General features: G+C 67.7%; 11 protein-coding genes. 5 read left to right on the forward strand and 6 right to left on the reverse strand.

Translation table 11 applies throughout. The features are described 5' to 3' along the window. Window positions 1–30: 30 nt before the first annotated feature. From AC07PA_RS00785 to AC07PA_RS00805, 5 genes are all read right to left on the reverse strand, one after another. Entirely contained in the window at window positions 31–2,442 is a 2,412-nt protein-coding gene (locus tag AC07PA_RS00785) for a DUF1631 family protein (RefSeq protein WP_494603904.1), read from the reverse strand. A 17-nt stretch (window positions 2,443–2,459) separates the two neighbouring features. Next, window positions 2,460–3,413 (reverse strand): protein translocase subunit SecF, encoded by a 954-nt coding sequence (secF, locus tag AC07PA_RS00790; protein WP_007860359.1) that lies wholly within the window; start codon window positions 3,411–3,413, stop codon window positions 2,460–2,462. Between the two features lie 12 nt (window positions 3,414–3,425). Next, complete coding sequence (secD, locus tag AC07PA_RS00795) at window positions 3,426–5,312, reverse strand: protein translocase subunit SecD (protein WP_145693902.1); 1,887 nt, start codon at window positions 5,310–5,312, stop codon at window positions 3,426–3,428. 84 nt (window positions 5,313–5,396) lie between these two features. Next, window positions 5,397–5,732 (reverse strand): preprotein translocase subunit YajC, encoded by a 336-nt coding sequence (gene yajC, locus AC07PA_RS00800; RefSeq protein WP_035206274.1) that lies wholly within the window; start codon window positions 5,730–5,732, stop codon window positions 5,397–5,399. A 267-nt stretch (window positions 5,733–5,999) separates the two neighbouring features. Continuing rightward, a complete protein-coding gene (locus AC07PA_RS00805) occupies window positions 6,000–9,575 on the reverse strand; it encodes an indolepyruvate ferredoxin oxidoreductase family protein (protein WP_494603901.1) in 3,576 nt (1,191 codons plus the stop codon). A 190-nt stretch (window positions 9,576–9,765) separates the two neighbouring features. Between AC07PA_RS00805 and AC07PA_RS00810 the strand changes: the two genes are divergently transcribed. The 4 genes from AC07PA_RS00810 to AC07PA_RS00825 all read left to right on the forward strand — a co-directional run bounded on the left by AC07PA_RS00810 (window position 9,766) and on the right by AC07PA_RS00825 (window position 16,793). Further along, window positions 9,766–10,248: an Lrp/AsnC family transcriptional regulator gene (locus AC07PA_RS00810; protein ID WP_007860363.1), complete on the forward strand. Its 483-nt coding sequence runs from the start codon at window positions 9,766–9,768 to the stop codon at window positions 10,246–10,248. 364 nt (window positions 10,249–10,612) lie between these two features. Next, window positions 10,613–13,528 carry a DUF2339 domain-containing protein gene (locus AC07PA_RS00815; protein ID WP_494603899.1) on the forward strand — a complete coding sequence of 972 codons (2,916 nt, stop codon included), beginning with the start codon at window positions 10,613–10,615 and terminating at the stop codon, window positions 13,526–13,528. Beyond that, window positions 13,525–15,000 carry a DUF3999 domain-containing protein gene (locus AC07PA_RS00820; protein ID WP_494603897.1) on the forward strand — a complete coding sequence of 492 codons (1,476 nt, stop codon included), beginning with the start codon at window positions 13,525–13,527 and terminating at the stop codon, window positions 14,998–15,000. The genes AC07PA_RS00815 and AC07PA_RS00820 overlap by 4 nt, the downstream gene beginning before the upstream one ends. An 89-nt stretch (window positions 15,001–15,089) precedes the next feature. Beyond that, window positions 15,090–16,793 carry an MFS transporter gene (locus AC07PA_RS00825; protein WP_494603895.1) on the forward strand — a complete coding sequence of 568 codons (1,704 nt, stop codon included), beginning with the start codon at window positions 15,090–15,092 and terminating at the stop codon, window positions 16,791–16,793. Window positions 16,794–16,934: 141 nt separating this feature from the next. On the opposite strand, the gene mltA is transcribed toward AC07PA_RS00825, so the two are convergent. Further along, the gene (gene mltA / locus AC07PA_RS00830; protein WP_494603893.1) at window positions 16,935–18,158 is read right to left on the reverse strand and encodes a murein transglycosylase A; all 1,224 of its coding nucleotides are present in this window, start codon (window positions 18,156–18,158) and stop codon (window positions 16,935–16,937) included. On the opposite strand from mltA, the gene AC07PA_RS00835 reads away from it, so the two are divergent. After that, window positions 18,091–18,249, forward strand: coding sequence for a hypothetical protein (locus AC07PA_RS00835; RefSeq protein ID WP_007860374.1), 159 nt, complete (start codon window positions 18,091–18,093; stop codon window positions 18,247–18,249). The genes mltA and AC07PA_RS00835 overlap by 68 nt on opposite strands. The last annotated feature ends 13 nt before the right edge of the window (window positions 18,250–18,262 follow it).

Genomic DNA, 18,262 nt, shown 5'->3' on the forward strand with positions numbered 1-18,262 from the left:
GAGCTCCACAGGCACTGCCGCGCCTGCAGATCAGCCCAGCAGGCGCTCCGGATTGGCGTCGAGCTTGGCCAGCGCGTCGCGCGTGGCACGGGTGGTGATGCCCTCTTCGTCCTGCGCCACCAGCAGGCCGGCCTGCAGGTAGGCAGCCAGACGCCGCAGCTGGATCAGGTAGCTGCTGCCATCCACCGCGGCGAACAGGTGCAGCTGCTTGCGCTGGCTCTGCCAGGCGTACTGCACCTGGGCCGATGCCCCGTTGTGGTCCAGCGTGTACCAGGTGCCGGGCTTGAGTTCCTGTGCCCAGACGACCATGCCCTCGTCCACCGGCGCACCGTTGTCGGCCACGACATGGATCGACGAGGCGTCGATGCCCAGCATCATCTCGATGTTGTCGGCATTGAGCGGCATGTCGCCCAGCGTTGCATCGCTGATGAAATCCTCGAGATTGGCCAGGCGCTTGGCCATGGCCTCGATGTGCGCCTGCGGGATCGATGCGGTCTTGGACAGGAAGGCATCGGCCAGCGTGTCGGTGAGCGTCTTGATCAGGGCGTCCTGCGGGGCGTCATGGATGCCCATCAGCGCCAGTCCCTGGCGCAGGCGCTGCAGCAAGCCGGGCAGGTTCTGGATGACCTGCGCCCGGTCGCTGCGGTTGGGCTTGGCGCTGGCGGCCCACACCAGGTCGGCGGCCGTGCGCTTCAAGGTGATGGTGTCGGCATGCTGGGCGCCGTCGCGCACGGCCGACAGGGCCAGCACCTCGGCCCAGGTCTTGAACAGGAACTCGCGGATCTCGTCGCGCACCGGCATGTCCTTGAGCATGGTGCGCATCTCGATCGTGTACTGGATCGCCAGGGTTTCCTTCTGCTCGACCTGCTGGGCCACGCTGACCAGGCGCGAGGTGGCCTGCTTCTCGGTGAGGAACTTGGACAGGAACTTCTCGAACTCGTCGTAGACCAGCTGGAACACGCGGCGACCGGTCTCCGGGTACTGCTCGATCACCTGCACCACGCGGCGGATCTCGGCCTCCAGGGCGCTGCCATTGATGCTGGTGGAATCGAAGCCCATCACGCAGGCACCCATGCGGTCGATCAACTGGCGCGCAGGGTGGTCCAGGTTGCTGAAGAACTCGGGCTCGGCCAGGGCCACGCGCAGCACCGGCACCTGCAGGCGCGCAAACCACACGCGCACGGCAGGCGGGATGCGGTCTTCGGCCAGGATGCTCTGGAACATCAGGGCCACCACCTCGATGATGGCTTTTTCACCTGCGGTGGAGGCCTTGTTCTTGAACTCGGTGGAACGCTCGCGCACGGTACCGGCCAGTTGCACCACGGCAGCCGGGCTGTAGTCTTCCATGAGCGTGGCCACACCGCTGTAGTAGGTGTCCGCCTGGACGCGCTGCGCCGACAGCGCATGGGCCAGGGCCGCAGAGGCCGGCGGCGCCTTGACCATGTCGAAGCCCGTGGCGGGCTGGGTGAGCAGCCGGCGCAACTGGCCCATGACACCCTGTGCGCGCTGGCGCGCGCGGATCAGCGGCGTCATGCCGGTCGCAAAGCCCATGCCCATGCCCATGCCGCCGCCGGGGGCCATGGGATAGCCCGGGCCTGGCGGCATATAACCCCCTTGCATGTGCTGGGGCTGCATCTGCTGCGGGTACATGCCCGCGGCCGCCGCCTGGCGACCTGCCGCAATCGCCTCGCGCGACTGTGCCAGCGCCTGCGACGCCAAGCCTGCCGGACCGGAATCGCCACCGCCCGGTGCGCCGCCACCGCCACCGCCACCGCCCCCGGTGCGCCGCACGCGCGAGCGCAGGTCGGAGGGCACTGCCACACCCTGCTCCACATAGAAGGCATTGGTGGCCTGGTACTGCTTTTGCAGCACGTTCGCCAGTTCCCGCTGCAGGGGATCCACCACGGTGAGCAGGTCGGTGCGCGGCAAACCCGCCTCCACCCACTGCTGCACCAGCAGCAGGCAGATGGTTTCGGGGCGCAGGATGTCGCTGCTGTCTATCTCCTGCCCCTCCAGCGACTGGGTGCGCTGGCGCAGCGCATCGAAGTGCTGGCCCGCCTGCTCGGCCACGGTCAACGCCATGCGCGAGGCGACGATCTTGTTTTCCACCACATCGTCGCTGAGCAGCTCGAACGACAGGCTGAGGTTGTTGCCGCCCGCTGCGGTCAGCCCCGAGCGCGCGCTGGTGTGGGGCGCCAAGGCCTCCTGCCATGCCTGGCTGGTGGCCGATACCCACTTGGCATGGTGCTGCTGGTAGAGCATCCAGGTGTCGCGGCGGGACTGCATCTCGCGCGCGGTGCCGGTCTGCGCGATCAGCACGCCCAGGAAATCAGCGACGGTCTTGTCCACCTCCGCCAGCCCTGCGCAGAGCCCCTCGACGAACCGCTGGCGCGCCAAGCGTGCCAGGCGGCGCTGCGGTGAGGGGGCAGGGGAGTTTTGCATGCGCCAATATTAGCGGTTCAGACGGCGGCCCCGGCGTTGGGATCGTTGGGATCGCCGTCCTTTTTGGTAGTGGTCTTGATCAGGTCTTCGCGCTTGACGCCCAGCCACATGGCAATCGCCGCGGCCACGAACACCGACGAGTAGATACCGAACAGGATACCAATGGTCAGCGCGAGAGCAAAGTAATGAAGGCTCGGGCCGCCGAAGAAGAACATCGACAGCACCATCGCCTCGGTGGACGCGTGGGTGATGATGGTCCGGCTCATGGTGCTGGTGATGGCGTGGTCGATCACCTCGTGCGTCGTCATCTTGCGGTACTTGCGGAAGGCCTCGCGGATCCGGTCGAAGATCACGACCGATTCGTTGACCGAATACCCCAGCACGGCCAGCACGGCCGCCAGCACCGACAGCGAGAACTCCCACTGGAAGAATGCGAAGAACCCAAGGATGATCACCACATCGTGCAGGTTGGCGATGATGGCCGCGACCCCGAACTTCCACTCGAAGCGAAAGGCCAGGTAGATCATGATGCCCACCACCACCATCGCCAGCGCCATCAGCCCACCGTGCACCAGTTCCTCGCCCACCTGCGGTCCGACGAACTCGGTGCGGCGCAGCGTGACCTCCGGGTCGGCAGACTTGAGCGCAGTGAGCACCCGCTCGCTCTGCTGGGCCGAAGTCACGTCCTTCTGCACGGGCAGGCGGATCATCACGTCGCGAGCGGAGCCGAAGGTCTGCACCTGCACGTCCGGGTAGCCCAGCGCCGACACCGTCTCACGCACCTTGGAGAGCTCGGCCGGCTGGCTGTAGGCCACTTCCATGACCGTGCCGCCCGTGAACTCCACCGACAGGTGCAGCCCGCGCGTGAGCAGGAAGAACACCGCCAGCGCGAAAGTGATGAAGGAGATCGCGTTGAAGATCAACGCGTGCTTCATGAAGGGGATGTCTTTTTTGATGCGGAAAAATTCCATGGCCGCTGTCCTTTAGTTCGTTTTGGCCACGGAGGTACCGTCGGCGTCAGGTTTCCAGACCTGTCCGATGGACACGCTCTTGAGCTTCTTCTGGCGCCCGTACCACAGGTTCACCAGGCCGCGCGAGAAGAACACGGCCGAGAACATGCTGGTCAGGATACCGATGCAGTGCACCACGGCAAAGCCGCGCACCGGGCCGGAGCCAAAGGCGAGCAGCGCCAGGCCGGCGATCAGCGTGGTCACATTGGAGTCCAGGATGGTCGCCCAGGCGCGCTCGTAGCCCGCATGGATGGCCGCCTGCGGCGACAGGCCGGCGCGCAGCTCCTCGCGGATGCGCTCGTTGATCAGCACGTTGGAGTCGATGGCCACGCCGATGGCCAGCGCCATGGCGGCGATGCCGGGCAGCGTCAGCGTGGCCTGCAGCATGGACAGCACGGCCATCAGCATCAGCACGTTGACCCCCAGCGCAATGCTGGAGAACACGCCGAACAGCATGTAGTAGAAGCACATGAAGGCCGCGATGGCCGCCAGGCCCCAGACCACGCTGTGGATGCCGCGCTCGATGTTGTCGGCACCCAGGCTCGGGCCGATGGTGTATTCCTCGATGATTTCCATGGGCGCGGCCAGCGAGCCGGCGCGCAGCAGCAGCGCCGTGTCATTGGCTTCCGCCGTGGTCATGCGGCCCGAGATCTGCACCCGGCCGCCACCGATTTCACTGCGGATCACGGGGGCCGTGACCACTTCACCCTTGCCCTTTTCGAAGAGCACGATGGCCATGCGCTTGCCGATGTTGTCGCGCGTGATGTCGCGGAAGATGCGCGAGCCCTTGGCATCCAGCGTGAGGTTCACGGTGGGCTCCTGGGTCTGGCCGTCGAAGCCGGGCTGGGCATCGGTCAGGTTCTCGCCGGTCAGGATGACCTGCTTCTTGACCACCACGAGCTGGCCGTTGCGCTCGGGGTAGCGCTCGGAGCCGAATGGCACCGGGCCGCGGCCCGACTCGGCCGAGCGGGCTTCGGTGCCCTCGTCGACCATGCGCACTTCCAGGGTGGCCGTGCGGCCCAGGATGTCCTTGGCCTTGGCCGTGTCCTCCACCCCAGGCAATTGCACGACAACACGGTCCAGGCCCTGCTGCTGGATCACCGGCTCGGCCACGCCCAGCTCGTTGATGCGGTTGTGCAGGGTGACCATGTTCTGCTTGAGCGCCTGCTCCTGCACGCGGCGCGTGGCCTCCGGCTTGATGGTGGCGCGCAACTTGAATTCGCTGCCATCGGGCACGCTCGTCGTCACCAGGTCGGGGAACTGGTCGCTGACCAGGTTGCGGGCGGCCGTGACCGCAGCTTCATCGCGCAGGCGTACTTCGACGGCCTGGCCATCGCGGCTGATGCCGCCATGGCGGATGTTCTTGTCGCGCAGCGCGGTGCGCAGGTCGCCGGCATACGACTCGGCCTTCTTGGTCAGCGCCGCCTGCATGTCCACCTGCAGCATGAAGTGCACGCCACCGCGCAGGTCCAGCCCCAGGTACATGGGCATGGCACGAATGGAGGTCAGCCACTTGGGCGACAGCGAGATGCGGTTCAACGCGACCACATAGGAGGGATCGGACTCATCGGGCACCAAGGCCTTCTGAATGGTGTACTTGGCCTTTTCCTGGTCTTCCTGCTTCTCGAGCCGCGCACGCAGGGAGGCGCCCTCCAGGCTCACAGAGGCCGTCGGGACTTCTGCCGCTTTGAGCGCCTCTTCCACCCGCTGCTGCAGCGCAGCATCCACCTTCACGGAAGACTTGACGGCAGACACCTGCACAGCAGGTGCCTCGCCAAAGAAATTGGGCAGGGTATACAGGGTCCCCACCAGCAGCACGATCACCAGGATCGCGTACTTCCACACCGGATATCGGTTCATGATCGCGCTCTTGCCTCTTGGAAAGCTTCAGGGGGCGCCGCCCGCACGGGCCGGGGCGCCCCGGATACAGGGGGCTTTGCGGCCTTACTTGACCGAGCCCTTGGGCAGGACCTGCACCACGGCACTGCGCTGCAGCTGGATTTCGACGCCGCTCGCGATTTCCAGGTGCAGGAAGCCTTCGGACAGGCGCGTGACCTTGCCGACGATGCCGCCTGCGGTCGCCACCTCATCGCCCTTGGCGATGGCGTCGATCATGGCGCGGTGCTCCTTCTGCTTCTTCATCTGGGGGCGGATCATGACGAAGTACAGCACCACGAACATCAGCACCAGGGGCAGCATGCCGGTGAGCGAGGACATCATGTCACCACCGCCCGCAGCGGCGGCGGGAGCGGTCTGGGCAAAAGCAGAAGAAATAAACACGGACGAAACTCCACAACGGATGGTCAAAACACACTGAAAACCGCCTGCAGACAGCGCCTGCGCGCTCACCGGGCGGAACAGGACATTGTATGCGGCCCCCCGCCACGCCCCCAAGGGGTATGACCCAAGGTGGCAGCGGGTGTTTGTTGCTCTCCACAGAATGCCACCTCCGGCAAGCCTGCAAAGACTCGAAAGCTACATTTTCAATAGCAAAAAGCCCGCGCAAGCGCGGGCTCTCCGATCAAGGTGCGGCCAGGCCGCCCCACTTCAAGCGGCTTGGCGCTGCGTCTGCACCGCACCGCCCTGGCGCCATTGGGCCATCAGGCCAGCCCACTTGGGTCGGGCCGCAGCCAGGTGGCGCTCCTTCACATGGCCATAGCCACGGATCTCTTCGGGAATGCGCGCAATCTCCACGGCCAGTGCCAGGTTGTCGGCGCTGAGGCTCTGCAGCAGCTCGTCGAGGCAGGCGCGGTACTCCACGATCAGCGCTCGCTCCATGCGGCGCTCCTCGGTCCTGCCGAACACGTCGAAGGCCGTGCCGCGCAGGCCCTTGAGCTTGGCCAGCACGCCAAAGGCGCTGCGCATCCAGGGGCCGAAGGGCTGCTTGACCAGCTCGCCACGGTCGTTCTTCTTGGCCGTCATCGGCGGCGCCAGGTGGTGCACCAGCTTATAGTCGCCTTCGAACATGTTGGCGATCTTGTCCGTGAAGGCCTTGTCGGTGTGCAGGCGTGCCACCTCGTACTCATCCTTGTAGGCCATGAGCTTGAACAGGTACCGGGCCACGGCCTCCGACAGGCGGGTGCCGGTACCCAGCTTGCCCTCGGCAGCCCGCACCTTCTCCACGAAGGCGGTGTACTCGGACGCGTAGGCCGCGTTCTGGTAGCCCGTGAGGAAGTCCACGCGCTTGGACAGCATCTCCGTGATGGACGGCTTCTTGACGAACTCGATCACCTGCGCGGCCTGGAACAGCGACTGCACGGCCTTGAGGTCATGGGCGCAGCGGCGACCCCATTCGAAGGCTGCCTTGTTGTTGTCCACCTGCACGCCATTGAGCTCCATGGCGCGCATCAACGAAGCGAACGACAGCGGCACGCGGCCCTTTTGCCAGGCATAGCCCAGCATCAGCGGGTTGGTGTAGATGCTGTCGCCCAGCAGCTGGGTGGCCACCTGCTCGGCATCGAAACTGCCCACGCCACCGGCCCCCACGGCCGCCGCGATGGCGCTGTCGCAGTTGGCGCCCGGGAACTGCCAGTTGGGATTGGTCACGAAGGCCGCCGTGGGCGTGCCATGCGTGTTGAGCGCCACGAAGGTGCGGCCCGGCTGCATCACGGCCAGCGTGTACTTGTGCGCCGCGACGATGGAGTCGCAGCCGATCACCAGGTCGGCCTTGGCGGTGTCGACCTTGGTGGTGTAGATGGCCTCGGGGCGGTTGGCGATCTGGATGTGGCTCCAGGTGGCGCCGCCCTTCTGGGCCAGGCCGCCGGCGTCCTGGGTGATGACGCCCTTGCCGTCGAGGTGCGCTGCCATGCCCAGCAGCGAGCCGATGGTGATCACGCCCGTGCCGCCCACGCCGCCGACCACGATGCCCCAGGCCGCTTCGGCCACGGGCAGCACCGGCTCGGGGATGGCCGGCAGGCTGGCCAGGTCGCCCTTCTTTTCCTTCTTGGGCTTCTTGAGCTTGCCGCCTTCCACCGTGACGAAGCTCGGGCAGAAGCCATTCACGCAGGAGTAGTCCTTGTTGCAGGTGCTCTGGTTGATGCGGCGCTTGCGGCCGAATTCCGTCTCCACCGGCTCCACGCTCAGGCAGTTGGACTTGGTCGAGCAGTCGCCGCAGCCCTCGCACACCAGGTCGTTGATGACCACGGTCTTGTCGGGCGTGGCCAGGGTGCCGCGCTTCCTGCGGCGGCGCTTTTCGGTGGCGCAGGTCTGGTCGTAGATGATGACCGTGCAGCCCTTGATCTCGCGGAACTGGCGCTGCAGCGTGTCGAGTTCGTCGCGGTGGTGCACCGTCACGCCCGCGGCCAGCGCCACGCCGTCGTACTTCTGCGGTTCGTCGGTGACGATGATGAGCTTGACCACGCCCTCGGACTTGAGGCTGTTCATGATCTGCAGCACCGAGTGGCCCTCGGGCCGTTCGCCCACCTGCTGGCCGCCGGTCATGGCCACGGCGTCGTTGTAGAGCACCTTGTAGGTGATGCTGGTGCCGGCCGCAATGCTCTGGCGGATGGCCAGCAGGCCGCTGTGGAAGTAGGTGCCGTCGCCCAGGTTGGCGAACACGTGCTGGTCGGTGGTGAACGGGGCCTGGCCCACCCAGGTCACGCCCTCGCCGCCCATCTGCGTGAAGGTGGACGTGTTGCGGTCGGGCATCCAGTTGGCCATGTAGTGGCAACCGATGCCGGCCACGGCGCGCGAGCCCTCGGGCACACGGGTGCTGGTGTTGTGCGGGCAACCGCTGCAGAACCAGGGCGCGCGCTCGCCGGTTTCCACCTTGAGCTCGGCCATGCCGCGCTCGCTCGCCTCGATGACGGCAATGCGCGCATCCATGCGGGCGATGATGTCGCTCGATACACCCATCTTTTTCAGGCGCTTGGCGATGGCCTTGGCGATGATGGCCGGCGTCAGGTCGGCCTTGGCGCGCAGCAGCCAGTTCTGGCTGGGGTTGGGCATGGACCATTCGCCGCCCGTGGCATCGCCCTCGGGCTCGTCGAACTTGCCCAGCACATGGGGGCGTACGTCCGAACGCCAGTTGTACAGCTCTTCCTTGAGCTGGTACTCGATGACCTGGCGCTTTTCCTCGACCACCAGGATCTCCTGCAGGCCCTGGGCGAAGTCGCGCGTGATGGTGGCCTCGAGCGGCCACACCACGTTGACCTTGTGCACGCGGATGCCGAGCTGGCGGCAGGTGTCGTCGTCCAGGCCCAGGTCCACCAGGGCCTGGCGCGTGTCGTTGTAGGCCTTGCCGCTGGCGATGATGCCGAAGCGGTCGTTCGGGCCTTCGATGACGTTGTAGTTGAGCCTGTTGGCGCGGATGTACGCCAGGGCCGCATACCACTTGTAGTCCATGAGGCGCGCTTCCTGCTCCAGCGGCGCATCGGGCCAGCGGATGTGCAGGCCGCCGGGCGGCATCACGAAGTCCTCAGGCATCACGATCTTCACGCGATCGGGGTCCACCGAGATGCTGCTCGAGGACTCGACCACCTCCTGGATGGTCTTCATGCCCGACCACACGCCCGAGAAGCGGCTCATGGCGAAGGCGTGCAGCCCCATGTCCAGGATTTCCTGCACGCTGCTCGGGAAGAACACCGGCGTGCCGCAGGCCTTGAAGATGTGATCGCTCTGGTGGGCGGCCGTGCTGCTCTTGCTGATGTGGTCGTCGCCCGCAATGGCGATCACGCCGCCGTGCTTGGCGGTGCCGGCCATGTTGGCGTGCTTGAACACGTCCGAGCAACGGTCCACACCCGGTCCCTTGCCGTACCAGATGCCGAAGACACCGTCGAACTTCTTGGACTGGGGGTACAGGTCGAGCTGCTGCGTGCCCCAGACGGCCGTGGCGCCGAGTTCCTCGTTCACCCCGGGCTGGAAGACGATGTTGTTGGCCGCCAGGTGCTTCTTGGCCGCCCACAGGGACTGGTCGTAGGTGCCCAGGGGCGAGCCGCGGTAGCCGCTGATGAAGCCGGCCGTGTTGAGCCCCTCCATCGCATCGCGCTGGCGCTGCAGCATGGGCAGGCGGACCAGGGCCTGCACCCCGCTCATGAAGGCCCGCCCGCTATCCAAAGCGTATTTGTCGTCGAGCGTGACGGTCTCGAGGGCCTTGCGGATGTGCTCGGGCAGAGGTGCATTCATGGCTATGTCTCCATTGGCTTTTTTGTGGGGTGCGCCCCTTATGGGGGCGGTGGATCACGGCGCTGTCACCCGTTTAGGGCGGCACCTCCAGTGTGGAGACAAGTGTATGCCCGCGTCGCTGATATGTCTTTGCGTTGTGTGCCGTGTTTGGGCTATTCTGAGAAAGGATCTTTCTTGATATGGCCATTTTGTGAACACTCTCGACAAATTCGACATTGCCATCCTCAACGAGCTGCAGACCGATGCCCGTCTGACCAATGCCGAGCTGGCCCAGCGCGTGGGCCTGTCGGCCGCGCCCTGCTGGCGCCGCGTGCGCGCGCTGGAAGAAGAGGGCTTCATCAAGGGCTACCGCGCCGAGATCGACCGCAACAAGATCGGCCTGGGGGTGCTGGCCTTCGTGCGGCTCGACGCCGACCGCAGCACCGGCAACCTCACGCGCGAGATGGAGGACGCGATCGCCAAGATCCCCGAGGTCGTGGCCTGCCACTACATCAGCGGCACCGGCACCTTCGAGCTGCAGGTCGTGGCGCGTGACCTGGAGAGCTTTTCGCAGTTCGCACGCAATGTGCTGCTCAACCTGCCGAACGTGAAGGACATGCACACCAGCTTTTCGCTCGGCGAAGTCAAGGCCAGCGGGGCTCTGCCGCTCACGCACCTGGCCCGGACGAGATGATGACGCTACTTATTTTGTAGCAATTTGCGTTTTATGGACATGCGCCAGGGCCTATTTTGGCCGGATATCGGCGCTGACACGCCGCTGCGCACAGCGGCTGGGACGATGCCCGATGCCCGACCCCCTGCAAGGTAACAAGGCGTTCGGGCGTGGACTCACCACAGGGTGTGCTGTATAAGCCTGCGACGCCACAGCACAACCACCGCGGAACCACCCAGCTGCCGCGCGCACCCTCTCCACGACCGGGGTGCTTTGTCGCAATGCTCAGGGGTTGCGCGTTGGCCGGTGGGGCTAAAAATACGATGGCTTCTTTGGTACAGGCCGGCGGCCTGTCGAAGGAAGTCCCAAAGAGGGAGCGAGCGGCATGATCATCTGGGGCATTTTTTGGGGCGCGGTGCTGGGTTCCTGGTTTGGCGGCCATGGCGATTTCGGACCGTTCGTCGGCGCCATCCTGGGCTTCTTTGCCGGGCTGTCGTTGCGCTGGGCGGTGCGCTCCGCTATCCGTACCGAGTTGCAGGCGCAGGCCGCGAAGGCTGTCGCCCCGCCCGCTGCGGCGGCGCACGCGGCGCCCACGGCCGAAGACCGGGCACAGGTGGCCTCGCCCTCACTGCCCCCCCCGCCGGTGACCCTGGACAAACGCCGGGACGCGGACGATCCGTTCTGGACTGGCGAACTCACGCCGCACGGCCCGCCGCCCGCCCCGACCTCGGCCTCCACCTCGGCTCCGGTGCCTCTCGGCCCCGATGTACTTCGCCAGCCCGCCCCACCCAACGCCTTGGAGCAGGCCGTGCTTGCCGCCAGGAACTGGCTGCTGGGCGGCAACACCATCGTGCGGGTAGGCCTGGTGATTTTGTTCATTGGCCTGTCCTTCCTTGCGCGGTATGCCGCTTCGGCCGGGCTGTTGCCGGTCGAATTCCGCCTGGCTGCAGTCGCAGCGGTGGGCATTGCGCTGCTGGTGGTGGGCTTCCGCAAGCGCGCTGACAAGCCCGCTTTTGCGCTGGCCCTGCAGGGCGGTGGCGTGGCGGTCATGTACCTCACCGTGTTCGCCGCCTTCCGGCTCTACGGGCTGCTGCCACCGCTTTATGCCTTCGGTCTGATGATCGCGGTCTGCGCCGCCAGCTGCGCGCTGGCGCTGCTGCAGGACTCGCGCGCACTTGCCGTGGCTGCGTTTGCCGGTGGCTTTGCCGCACCCATCCTGCTGTCCACGGGCCAGGGCAGTCATGTGGGCCTGTTCAGCTACTACACCCTGCTGAACCTGGCCATTCTCTTCATTGCCCACAAGCGCTCCTGGCGCATGCTCAACGTGGTGGGCTTTGTCGCCACCTTTGGCGTCGCCTCGGCATGGGGTGCGCTCAAGTACCAGCCCGAGAACTACGCCAGCACGCAGCCCTTCCTTGCGGGCTTTGTGCTGATCTACCTTTGTGCTGCCATCCTCTATGCCCGCAACACACCCACCAAGCTGGGCAATGCCGTCGACACCATGCTGGTCTTCGGCACGCCGCTGGTGGGTTTTGGTCTGCAGGCCGGGCTGGTACAGCCTTTTGAGCTGGGCGCCGCCTTCTCCGCAATGGCCTTTGCCGCGCTGTACCTGGTGACAGCGACAGTGTTGGCGCGCCGCGCGCTGGACAGCTGGCGCCTGCTCGTCGAATGTTTCATTGCCGTTGGCGTGGGCTTTGCCACACTGGCCGTGCCGCTGGCGCTGGACGCTCAATGGACATCTGCGGTCTGGGCGCTCGAAGGCGCAGGCGCTTTCTGGGTCGGCATGCGCCAGGCCCGCTGGATGCCGCGCGCCTTCGGGCTTGTGCTGCAGGTCGTGGCCATGCTGGTTTTCCTGGGCAGCACCTCCAGCATCTCGCCGCTGCCGCTGGTCAACCCTGCCTTCCTGGGCGCGTTGCTGATCGCGCTGCCCTCGCTGCTGCTGGCCTGGTGGCTGCGCCAGCCGCTGCCGCACAGCGGCTCAGCCTGGGCCCGGGGTTATGCGGGTGTTGAGGCGCGGCTGTCCAACCCGGCCTATCTCTACGGCTTTGTGTTCTGGTGCCTGGCCTGGCTCATGGAAATCACGCGGCGTGTGCCCGGCCTGGAAGCGGGCCAGTGGCCCACGTCGGTGTTCTCCGAACAGGTGACCGGACTGCTGGCCATGCTGGCCGTCGTGCTCAGCGCCGCGCTGTCGATGGTGCTGGGCCTTCGCACGCGCTGGGCAGTGGCTACCTGGCCGGCGCGCGGCACCATTGCCGTGCTGGCGCTGGGGTTGGTCGTGCAGGTAACCGACGGCTACCGCGTGCTCGCCACCCCCGCCTGGGCCGTGTGGCCCATCGTGCTGGCGCTGCATGTGTGGATGCTGCGGCAGACGGACCGCCTGCAGGCAGCGGCCGATGTGGATGGCAAGCCGGGTGCGCCCACCTCGCTCGTTGGCTGGTTCCATGCCGCCACAGCGTGGCTGGTGACTTTGCTGCTGGCCGACTGCCTGTGGTCCGGCATCGGCAAGGCTGAGCTGTGGCGTACCTCTTGGGCTGGTGTGGTCCTGCTGGTCAGCGCCATTGCGGTGTTGATGCTGCTGGCGCTGTGGGCGGGTCGTGGCAACCGGCTGGTGGCGCGTGCAGCGCTGCCTTGGCCGCTCAACCCGCATGCCGAAGCCTACTACTGGCTGGCGGCCCTGCCCCTGGCGGTGATGGTGTTCTGGGGCGCGCTGTTGGCGGCAGTGCATTCGTCGGGCCACACCGCGCCGCTGCCCTACATTCCACTGCTCAACCCCACCGACCTGACGCTCGCGCTCGCGCTGGGCGGCCTGGTGTTCTGGCGGCGGGTACTGCTTTCGGCGCTGCCGCTCCCGGCCCGCTCGGGCTGGGTCACCGGGCGCCATGCGCTGCAGGCGTTGGCGCTGCTGGCGTTCATCGTGATCAACACCGTGTGGTTGCGTGTGGCCCACCACTTCTTCGGCGTGCGCTGGGATGCGTCGGCGCTGTTCGACAGCTTCGTGGTGCAGACCGGTTACGCCATCCTGTGGACGCTGCTGGCGCTCAGCATGATGGTGCTGGCGCACCGGCGCGTGCAGCGGCCGCTGTGGCTGGTGGGCGCGGGCCTGCTGGGCGGGGTGGTGGTCAAGCTGCTGCTGATCGATTTGTCCAATGCCGGCGGTGCCGAACGCATCATTGCCTTCATCGCCGTGGGTGTGCTCATGCTGGTGGTGGGCTACTTCGCGCCGTTGCCGCCCAAGGCGGCTGCCCGCGCGGAGCCTGCTACGCCGCCGCTGGCGCCATCGCAACAAGAAGCACTCCCATGAAGCCTGTCGCTCTGAACCTGCCCCTGGCGCTGGCCGCTGCCGCCCTGTCCCTGTGTGCCGGTGCGGCCCACGCGGTGACCGATGCCAACAACCCTGCGGCCTACGCCATCCGCATTCCCGTGACGCTCGCGGCCGATGCGCCGCTGCAGCGCATGCTGCTGCCCCCCGAGGTGCTGGTGCGCCTGCAAAGCCCGGGCTACGCCGACCTGCGCCTTTTCAACGGCCCGGGCCAGCCCGTGCCCATGGCACTGGCCGGTGTGGCGGCGGCCAGCGCCCCCGAGGGGTCGGTGACCTTGCCCGCCTATCCCATCCTGGGCGCTGCCAGCGCGGGGACGGCAGGGCTGGAAGGCCTGTCGCTGCGCATCGAGGAGCGCCAGGGCCAGCGCGTGGTGCAGATCGACAGGGCCGGCACTGCAGGTCCTGCAGCCACACAAACCGTGCGGGGCGCGTTGCTCGACGCGCGCGATGTGCAACTGCCCGTGGCCCGCATGGCCCTGGACGCGGATCTGCCAGCAGGCCAACCCGTGACGTTCCAGGTGCAGGCCAGCAAGGACCTCAAGCACTGGCATCCACTGGCCGAGACCGTGCTGTACCGTGCCGACGCTGCGATGGCACCCACGGCACCAGGCCGCCTGGGCAGCGAGCAGATCGACCTGCAGCGCGCCGACCTCAAGGACCACTACCTGCGCGTGACCTGGGGCGACGCTGCCGTGACCTTGCGCGGCGTCAAGCTGGCTACCTCGACCAAAACGGGCCCGCGCGAGCGCGTCAGCGCCAGCATGGCGGTGCCGCCACTGGGCAACAACCCACGCGAGCTGGTGTTTGCGCTGCCGTTTGCTACGCCGGTCGCCGCGCTCCAGATCAAGCCGCCCGGCAACAATGTGCTGATCCCTGTGCGCGTGCTGGGCCGCAACCACCGCGAGCAGCCCTGGTCGCCGCTGGCGAGCGCGGTGGTCTACACGATGACCATGGAAGGCAAGGAGCAGGCCAGCGGCCCCATCGAGCTGGGCGGCGCCTCGGTGCGCGAGATCAAGATCGAAGCCGACCCCAAGACCCCCGGCTTTGCCGCCGCGCCCGAGATGGCGCTGCAATTCGAGCCCGCGCAGCTGGTGTTCCTGGCCAGCGGGCAAGGGCCCTTCACACTGGCGGCTGGGCTGCCCGGCGCCAGCGCGGCGACGAGTGCCTTCCTGCCCCTGGCCAGCCTGGTGCCGGGCTACCAGCCCGCTCAGGAGAACCAGTTGCCCATGGCGCTGGCCGATGTGGCCCGGGCCGACATCACCGGTGGCAAGCCCGAAGACAGCGCGCGGGTGCCTGCTGCGGCCGCCAGCGGCGGCATCTCCACGCGCAGTGCCGTGCTGTGGGGCGTGCTGCTGGCGGGCGTGGGGGCGCTGGCGCTCATGGCTTGGCTGCTGCTGCGGCAGACCAGGCGGGCGGGCAACCACGCACCGGCTGAGCCCACCGATGCGGTGTGAAGGAGTACTGGGGGGAAGGGACAGGCCTGCAGTCGGCTATTTGGCGCTGACCGGCCACGACCACTCCAACCGTCGCACAATGTGCAGACATGCCACCATTGCCGTCCCACGAAAGCACGCGCAGCGTCGCGCCCGAATCCGCCCCCACCAGCGCGAGGGCTGAAGCCGCGCAGGGAACCACGGAAGAAACCACGGCCGCCCAGCCCGGTCCGACCTCCGAGCAGCGGGCCTCGCTGTCCACCCTGGCACCGCTCTCGGTGCCCGTGTTCCGCATGCTCTGGCTAACCTGGGTGGCGGCCAATACCTGCATGTGGATGAACGACGTGGCGGCCGCCTGGCTGATGACCTCGCTCACCACCTCGCCCATCCTGGTGGCGCTGGTGCAGTCGGCATCCACCCTGCCGGTGTTCCTGCTGGGCCTGCCCAGCGGCGCGCTGGCCGACATCCTGGACCGGCGCCGCTACTTCATGGCCACGCAGTTCTGGGTGGCCGCCGTGGCGCTGGTGCTGTGCGCGACGGTGCTGGCCGGCGGCATGACGGCGCCGCTGCTGCTGGCACTGACCTTCGCCAACGGCATCGGGCTGGCCATGCGCTGGCCGGTGTTTTCCGCCATCGTGCCCGAGCTGGTCAGCCGCGCCCACCTGCCCGCGGCCCTGGCGCTCAACGGCGTGGCCATGAACGCCTCGCGCATCATCGGGCCGCTGCTGGCCGGCGCCATCATCGCCAGCGCCGGCAGCGCCTGGGTCTTCGTGCTCAACGCCATGCTGTCGGTGGGCTCGGGCCTTGTGATCATGCGCTGGAAGCGCGACCACGTGCCCAGCCCCCTGGGCCGCGAGCGCCTGCCCAGCGCCATGCGCGTGGGCCTGCAGTTCGTGCGCCAGTCGCCGCGCATGCGTGCCGTGCTCTGGCGCATCTCCATCTTCTTCCTGCACGCCACCGCCCTGCTGGCCATGCTGCCGCTGCTGGCCAAGGGCCTGGAGGGCGGCGGCGCCGGCACCTTCACGCTGCTGCTGGCCTCCATGGGGGCGGGCGCCATCGTGGCGGCGATGTTCCTGCCGCGCCTGCGCCAGGCCATGCCGCGCGATGTGCTGGTGCTGCGCGGCACCCTGCTGCAGGCGGCCGCCACCGGCGTGATGGCCGTGGCGCCCAATGTCTACGTGGCCGTGCCCGCGATGGTCGTGGGCGGCATGGCCTGGATCACCACGGCCAACTCGCTCAGCGTGTCGGCCCAGCTGGCGCTGCCCAACTGGGTGCGCGCGCGCGGCATGTCCATCTACCAGATGGCCATCATGGGCTCCACCGCCCTGGGCGCTGCGGTGTGGGGCCAGGTGGCCACGCTCACCAGCGTGCACACCAGCCTCGCGCTGGCCGCCGTCACGGGCACCATTGCCATGGTGGTCGTGCAGCGCCTGGTGGCCGACCGCAGCATCGAGGAAGACCTGAGCCCGTCCCAGGCCTTCAAGGCCCCCGTCGCGCCCACCCCGCCCGAACGCGGGCATGTGGTGGTCACCATCGAGTACGTCATCGACCCCGCGCGCGCCACCGACTTCCGCGCGCTCATGCAGGAAAGCCGCCGCAGCCGCCTGCGCCAGGGCGCGCTCTCGTGGCAGCTGCAGCACGACATCGCCGACCCGGCACGCTATGTGGAGCAGATCGAGGACGAGTCCTGGACCGAGCACCTGCGCCGCTTCGACCGCGTCACCGCCTCCGACGTCGCCCTGCGCGAACGCAAGCTGGCCTTCCACCTCGGCGACGCCCCACCCGTGGTCTCGCGCTTCGTGGTGGAGCGCTGAGCCCGGCTACTGGTAGAAACCTGCGCGCCCCAAGCCAGTGCCCCCGTTCAAGGACCGCCAAGTCGCTTATGCGGCGCTTCGCTTGCGTGCACCGGGGGCGTCCCCCTCTGGGGGGATGGCGCGCAGCGCCTCAGGGGGAGCCTACCGTGGCCAGAGCACCCACAGGCGCAGGCCCTGCTTGAGCCGGCCGGCAATGTCGCCCGCCTCCTGGCCCCAGCCCGTGAAGTAGTCGGCCCGCACGGCGCCCAGGATGGCGCTGCCTGTGTCCTGGGCCAGCACCAGCCGGCTCAGCTGCACCTGCGGCCCGGTGGAGGCCAGCCACACCGGCGTGCCGTAGGGAATGCTCTGGCGGTCCACCGCGATCGAGCGGCCCGGCGTGAGCGCCACGCCCTGCGCGCCCTTGGGACCGAAGCCGGCCTCCATGCCGTCGAGCGCCTCTTCGCGGAAGAACACGTAGCGCGGATTGGCCCACAGCAGCTCATTGGTGCGCTGCGGGTTCTGCGCCAGCCAGGCACGGATGCCGGGCCAGGTGGCATCGCGCGTGGCGCCCTGGTCCAGCAGCCAGCGGCCCACGCTCTGGTAGGGCTGGTCGTTGGTGCCGGCATAGGCCACGCGCACCAGCGTCACCGAGCCGTCGGGCTCGGCCACGCGCAGGCGGCCCGAGCCCTGGATGTGCAGCACCATCGATTCGACCGGATCGCGCAGCCAGGCGATGGCACGCCCCTGCAGCGCGGCCTGCGCCTCGGGCAGGGTGTCGATCTGCTGGCGCGTGTACCAGGGCTTGCGCGCACCATGCCCGGCCGGCAGCCGGTACACCGGCACAGTGAAGCCGTTGCCGGGCTGGCGCGCGGCATCGATCATGGGCTCGTAGTAGGCGGTGAGCAGGCCCTCGGGGTTGCCCTCGGGCGACTCCACACGGTAGGGTTGCAGGCGCGCCACCATCCAGGCGCGCTGCTCCTCGGGCGTGGCGATGCTCAGCTGGCGCACCTCGCCGCACAGCAGCGTGAACTGCGGTGCCGGGCGCTCGCAGCTCTTGATCCAGGCGTTCCAGGCCTCGTGCAGCGCGTCGTTGGCAAAGCCCGGCAGTTCGGCCCAGCGCACCGGGATCCAGCGGCTCTTGGGCTGGGCCATGGCGGACGGCAACGGGCCGTTGTCCCCGGGGACGAACACGGCGCCCGGCACGGGCGCAGGGGCTATGGCCGGGGGACGGGAGGGACTTGGGGCGGGTGCGGTGGAGCAGGCGGCCAGCGTTCCTACAATCAGCGCCGTCATCACAAGGCGCAGGAGTGTCAATTTCATGGGGCTGATTTTGCTTGAAGCGCTGCTCGCGCTGGTGGTGCTGGTGGCCATTGTCTGGTGGACCATGTTTTCGGGGCGCCGTGGCGGCGAGCTCAAGGCCCCCGAACCGGAGGGAGAAGAAGGCAAGAAGGCGGACACCCCGGCGCGCAAGGACTGAACCGAGCGCGGGG

This window comes from Acidovorax sp. GW821-FHT09B03 (assembly GCF_059418305.1).

Bases quoted from the DNA above. Each gene is read 5' to 3' on its own strand.
- AC07PA_RS00785 (WP_494603904.1), bottom strand. From the start codon at position 2,442: ATGCAAAACTCCCCTGCCCCCTCACCGCAGCGCCGCCTGGCACGCTTG.
- secF (WP_007860359.1), bottom strand. From the start codon at position 3,413: ATGGAATTTTTCCGCATCAAAAAAGACATCCCCTTCATGAAGCACGCG.
- secD (WP_145693902.1), bottom strand. From the start codon at position 5,312: ATGAACCGATATCCGGTGTGGAAGTACGCGATCCTGGTGATCGTGCTG.
- AC07PA_RS00805 (WP_494603901.1), bottom strand. From the start codon at position 9,575: ATGAATGCACCTCTGCCCGAGCACATCCGCAAGGCCCTCGAGACCGTC.
- AC07PA_RS00815 (WP_494603899.1), top strand. From the start codon at position 10,613: ATGATCATCTGGGGCATTTTTTGGGGCGCGGTGCTGGGTTCCTGGTTT.
- AC07PA_RS00820 (WP_494603897.1), top strand. From the start codon at position 13,525: ATGAAGCCTGTCGCTCTGAACCTGCCCCTGGCGCTGGCCGCTGCCGCC.
- AC07PA_RS00825 (WP_494603895.1), top strand. From the start codon at position 15,090: ATGCCACCATTGCCGTCCCACGAAAGCACGCGCAGCGTCGCGCCCGAA.
- AC07PA_RS00835 (WP_007860374.1), top strand. From the start codon at position 18,091: ATGGGGCTGATTTTGCTTGAAGCGCTGCTCGCGCTGGTGGTGCTGGTG.
- mltA (WP_494603893.1), bottom strand. From the start codon at position 18,158: ATGGTCCACCAGACAATGGCCACCAGCACCACCAGCGCGAGCAGCGCT.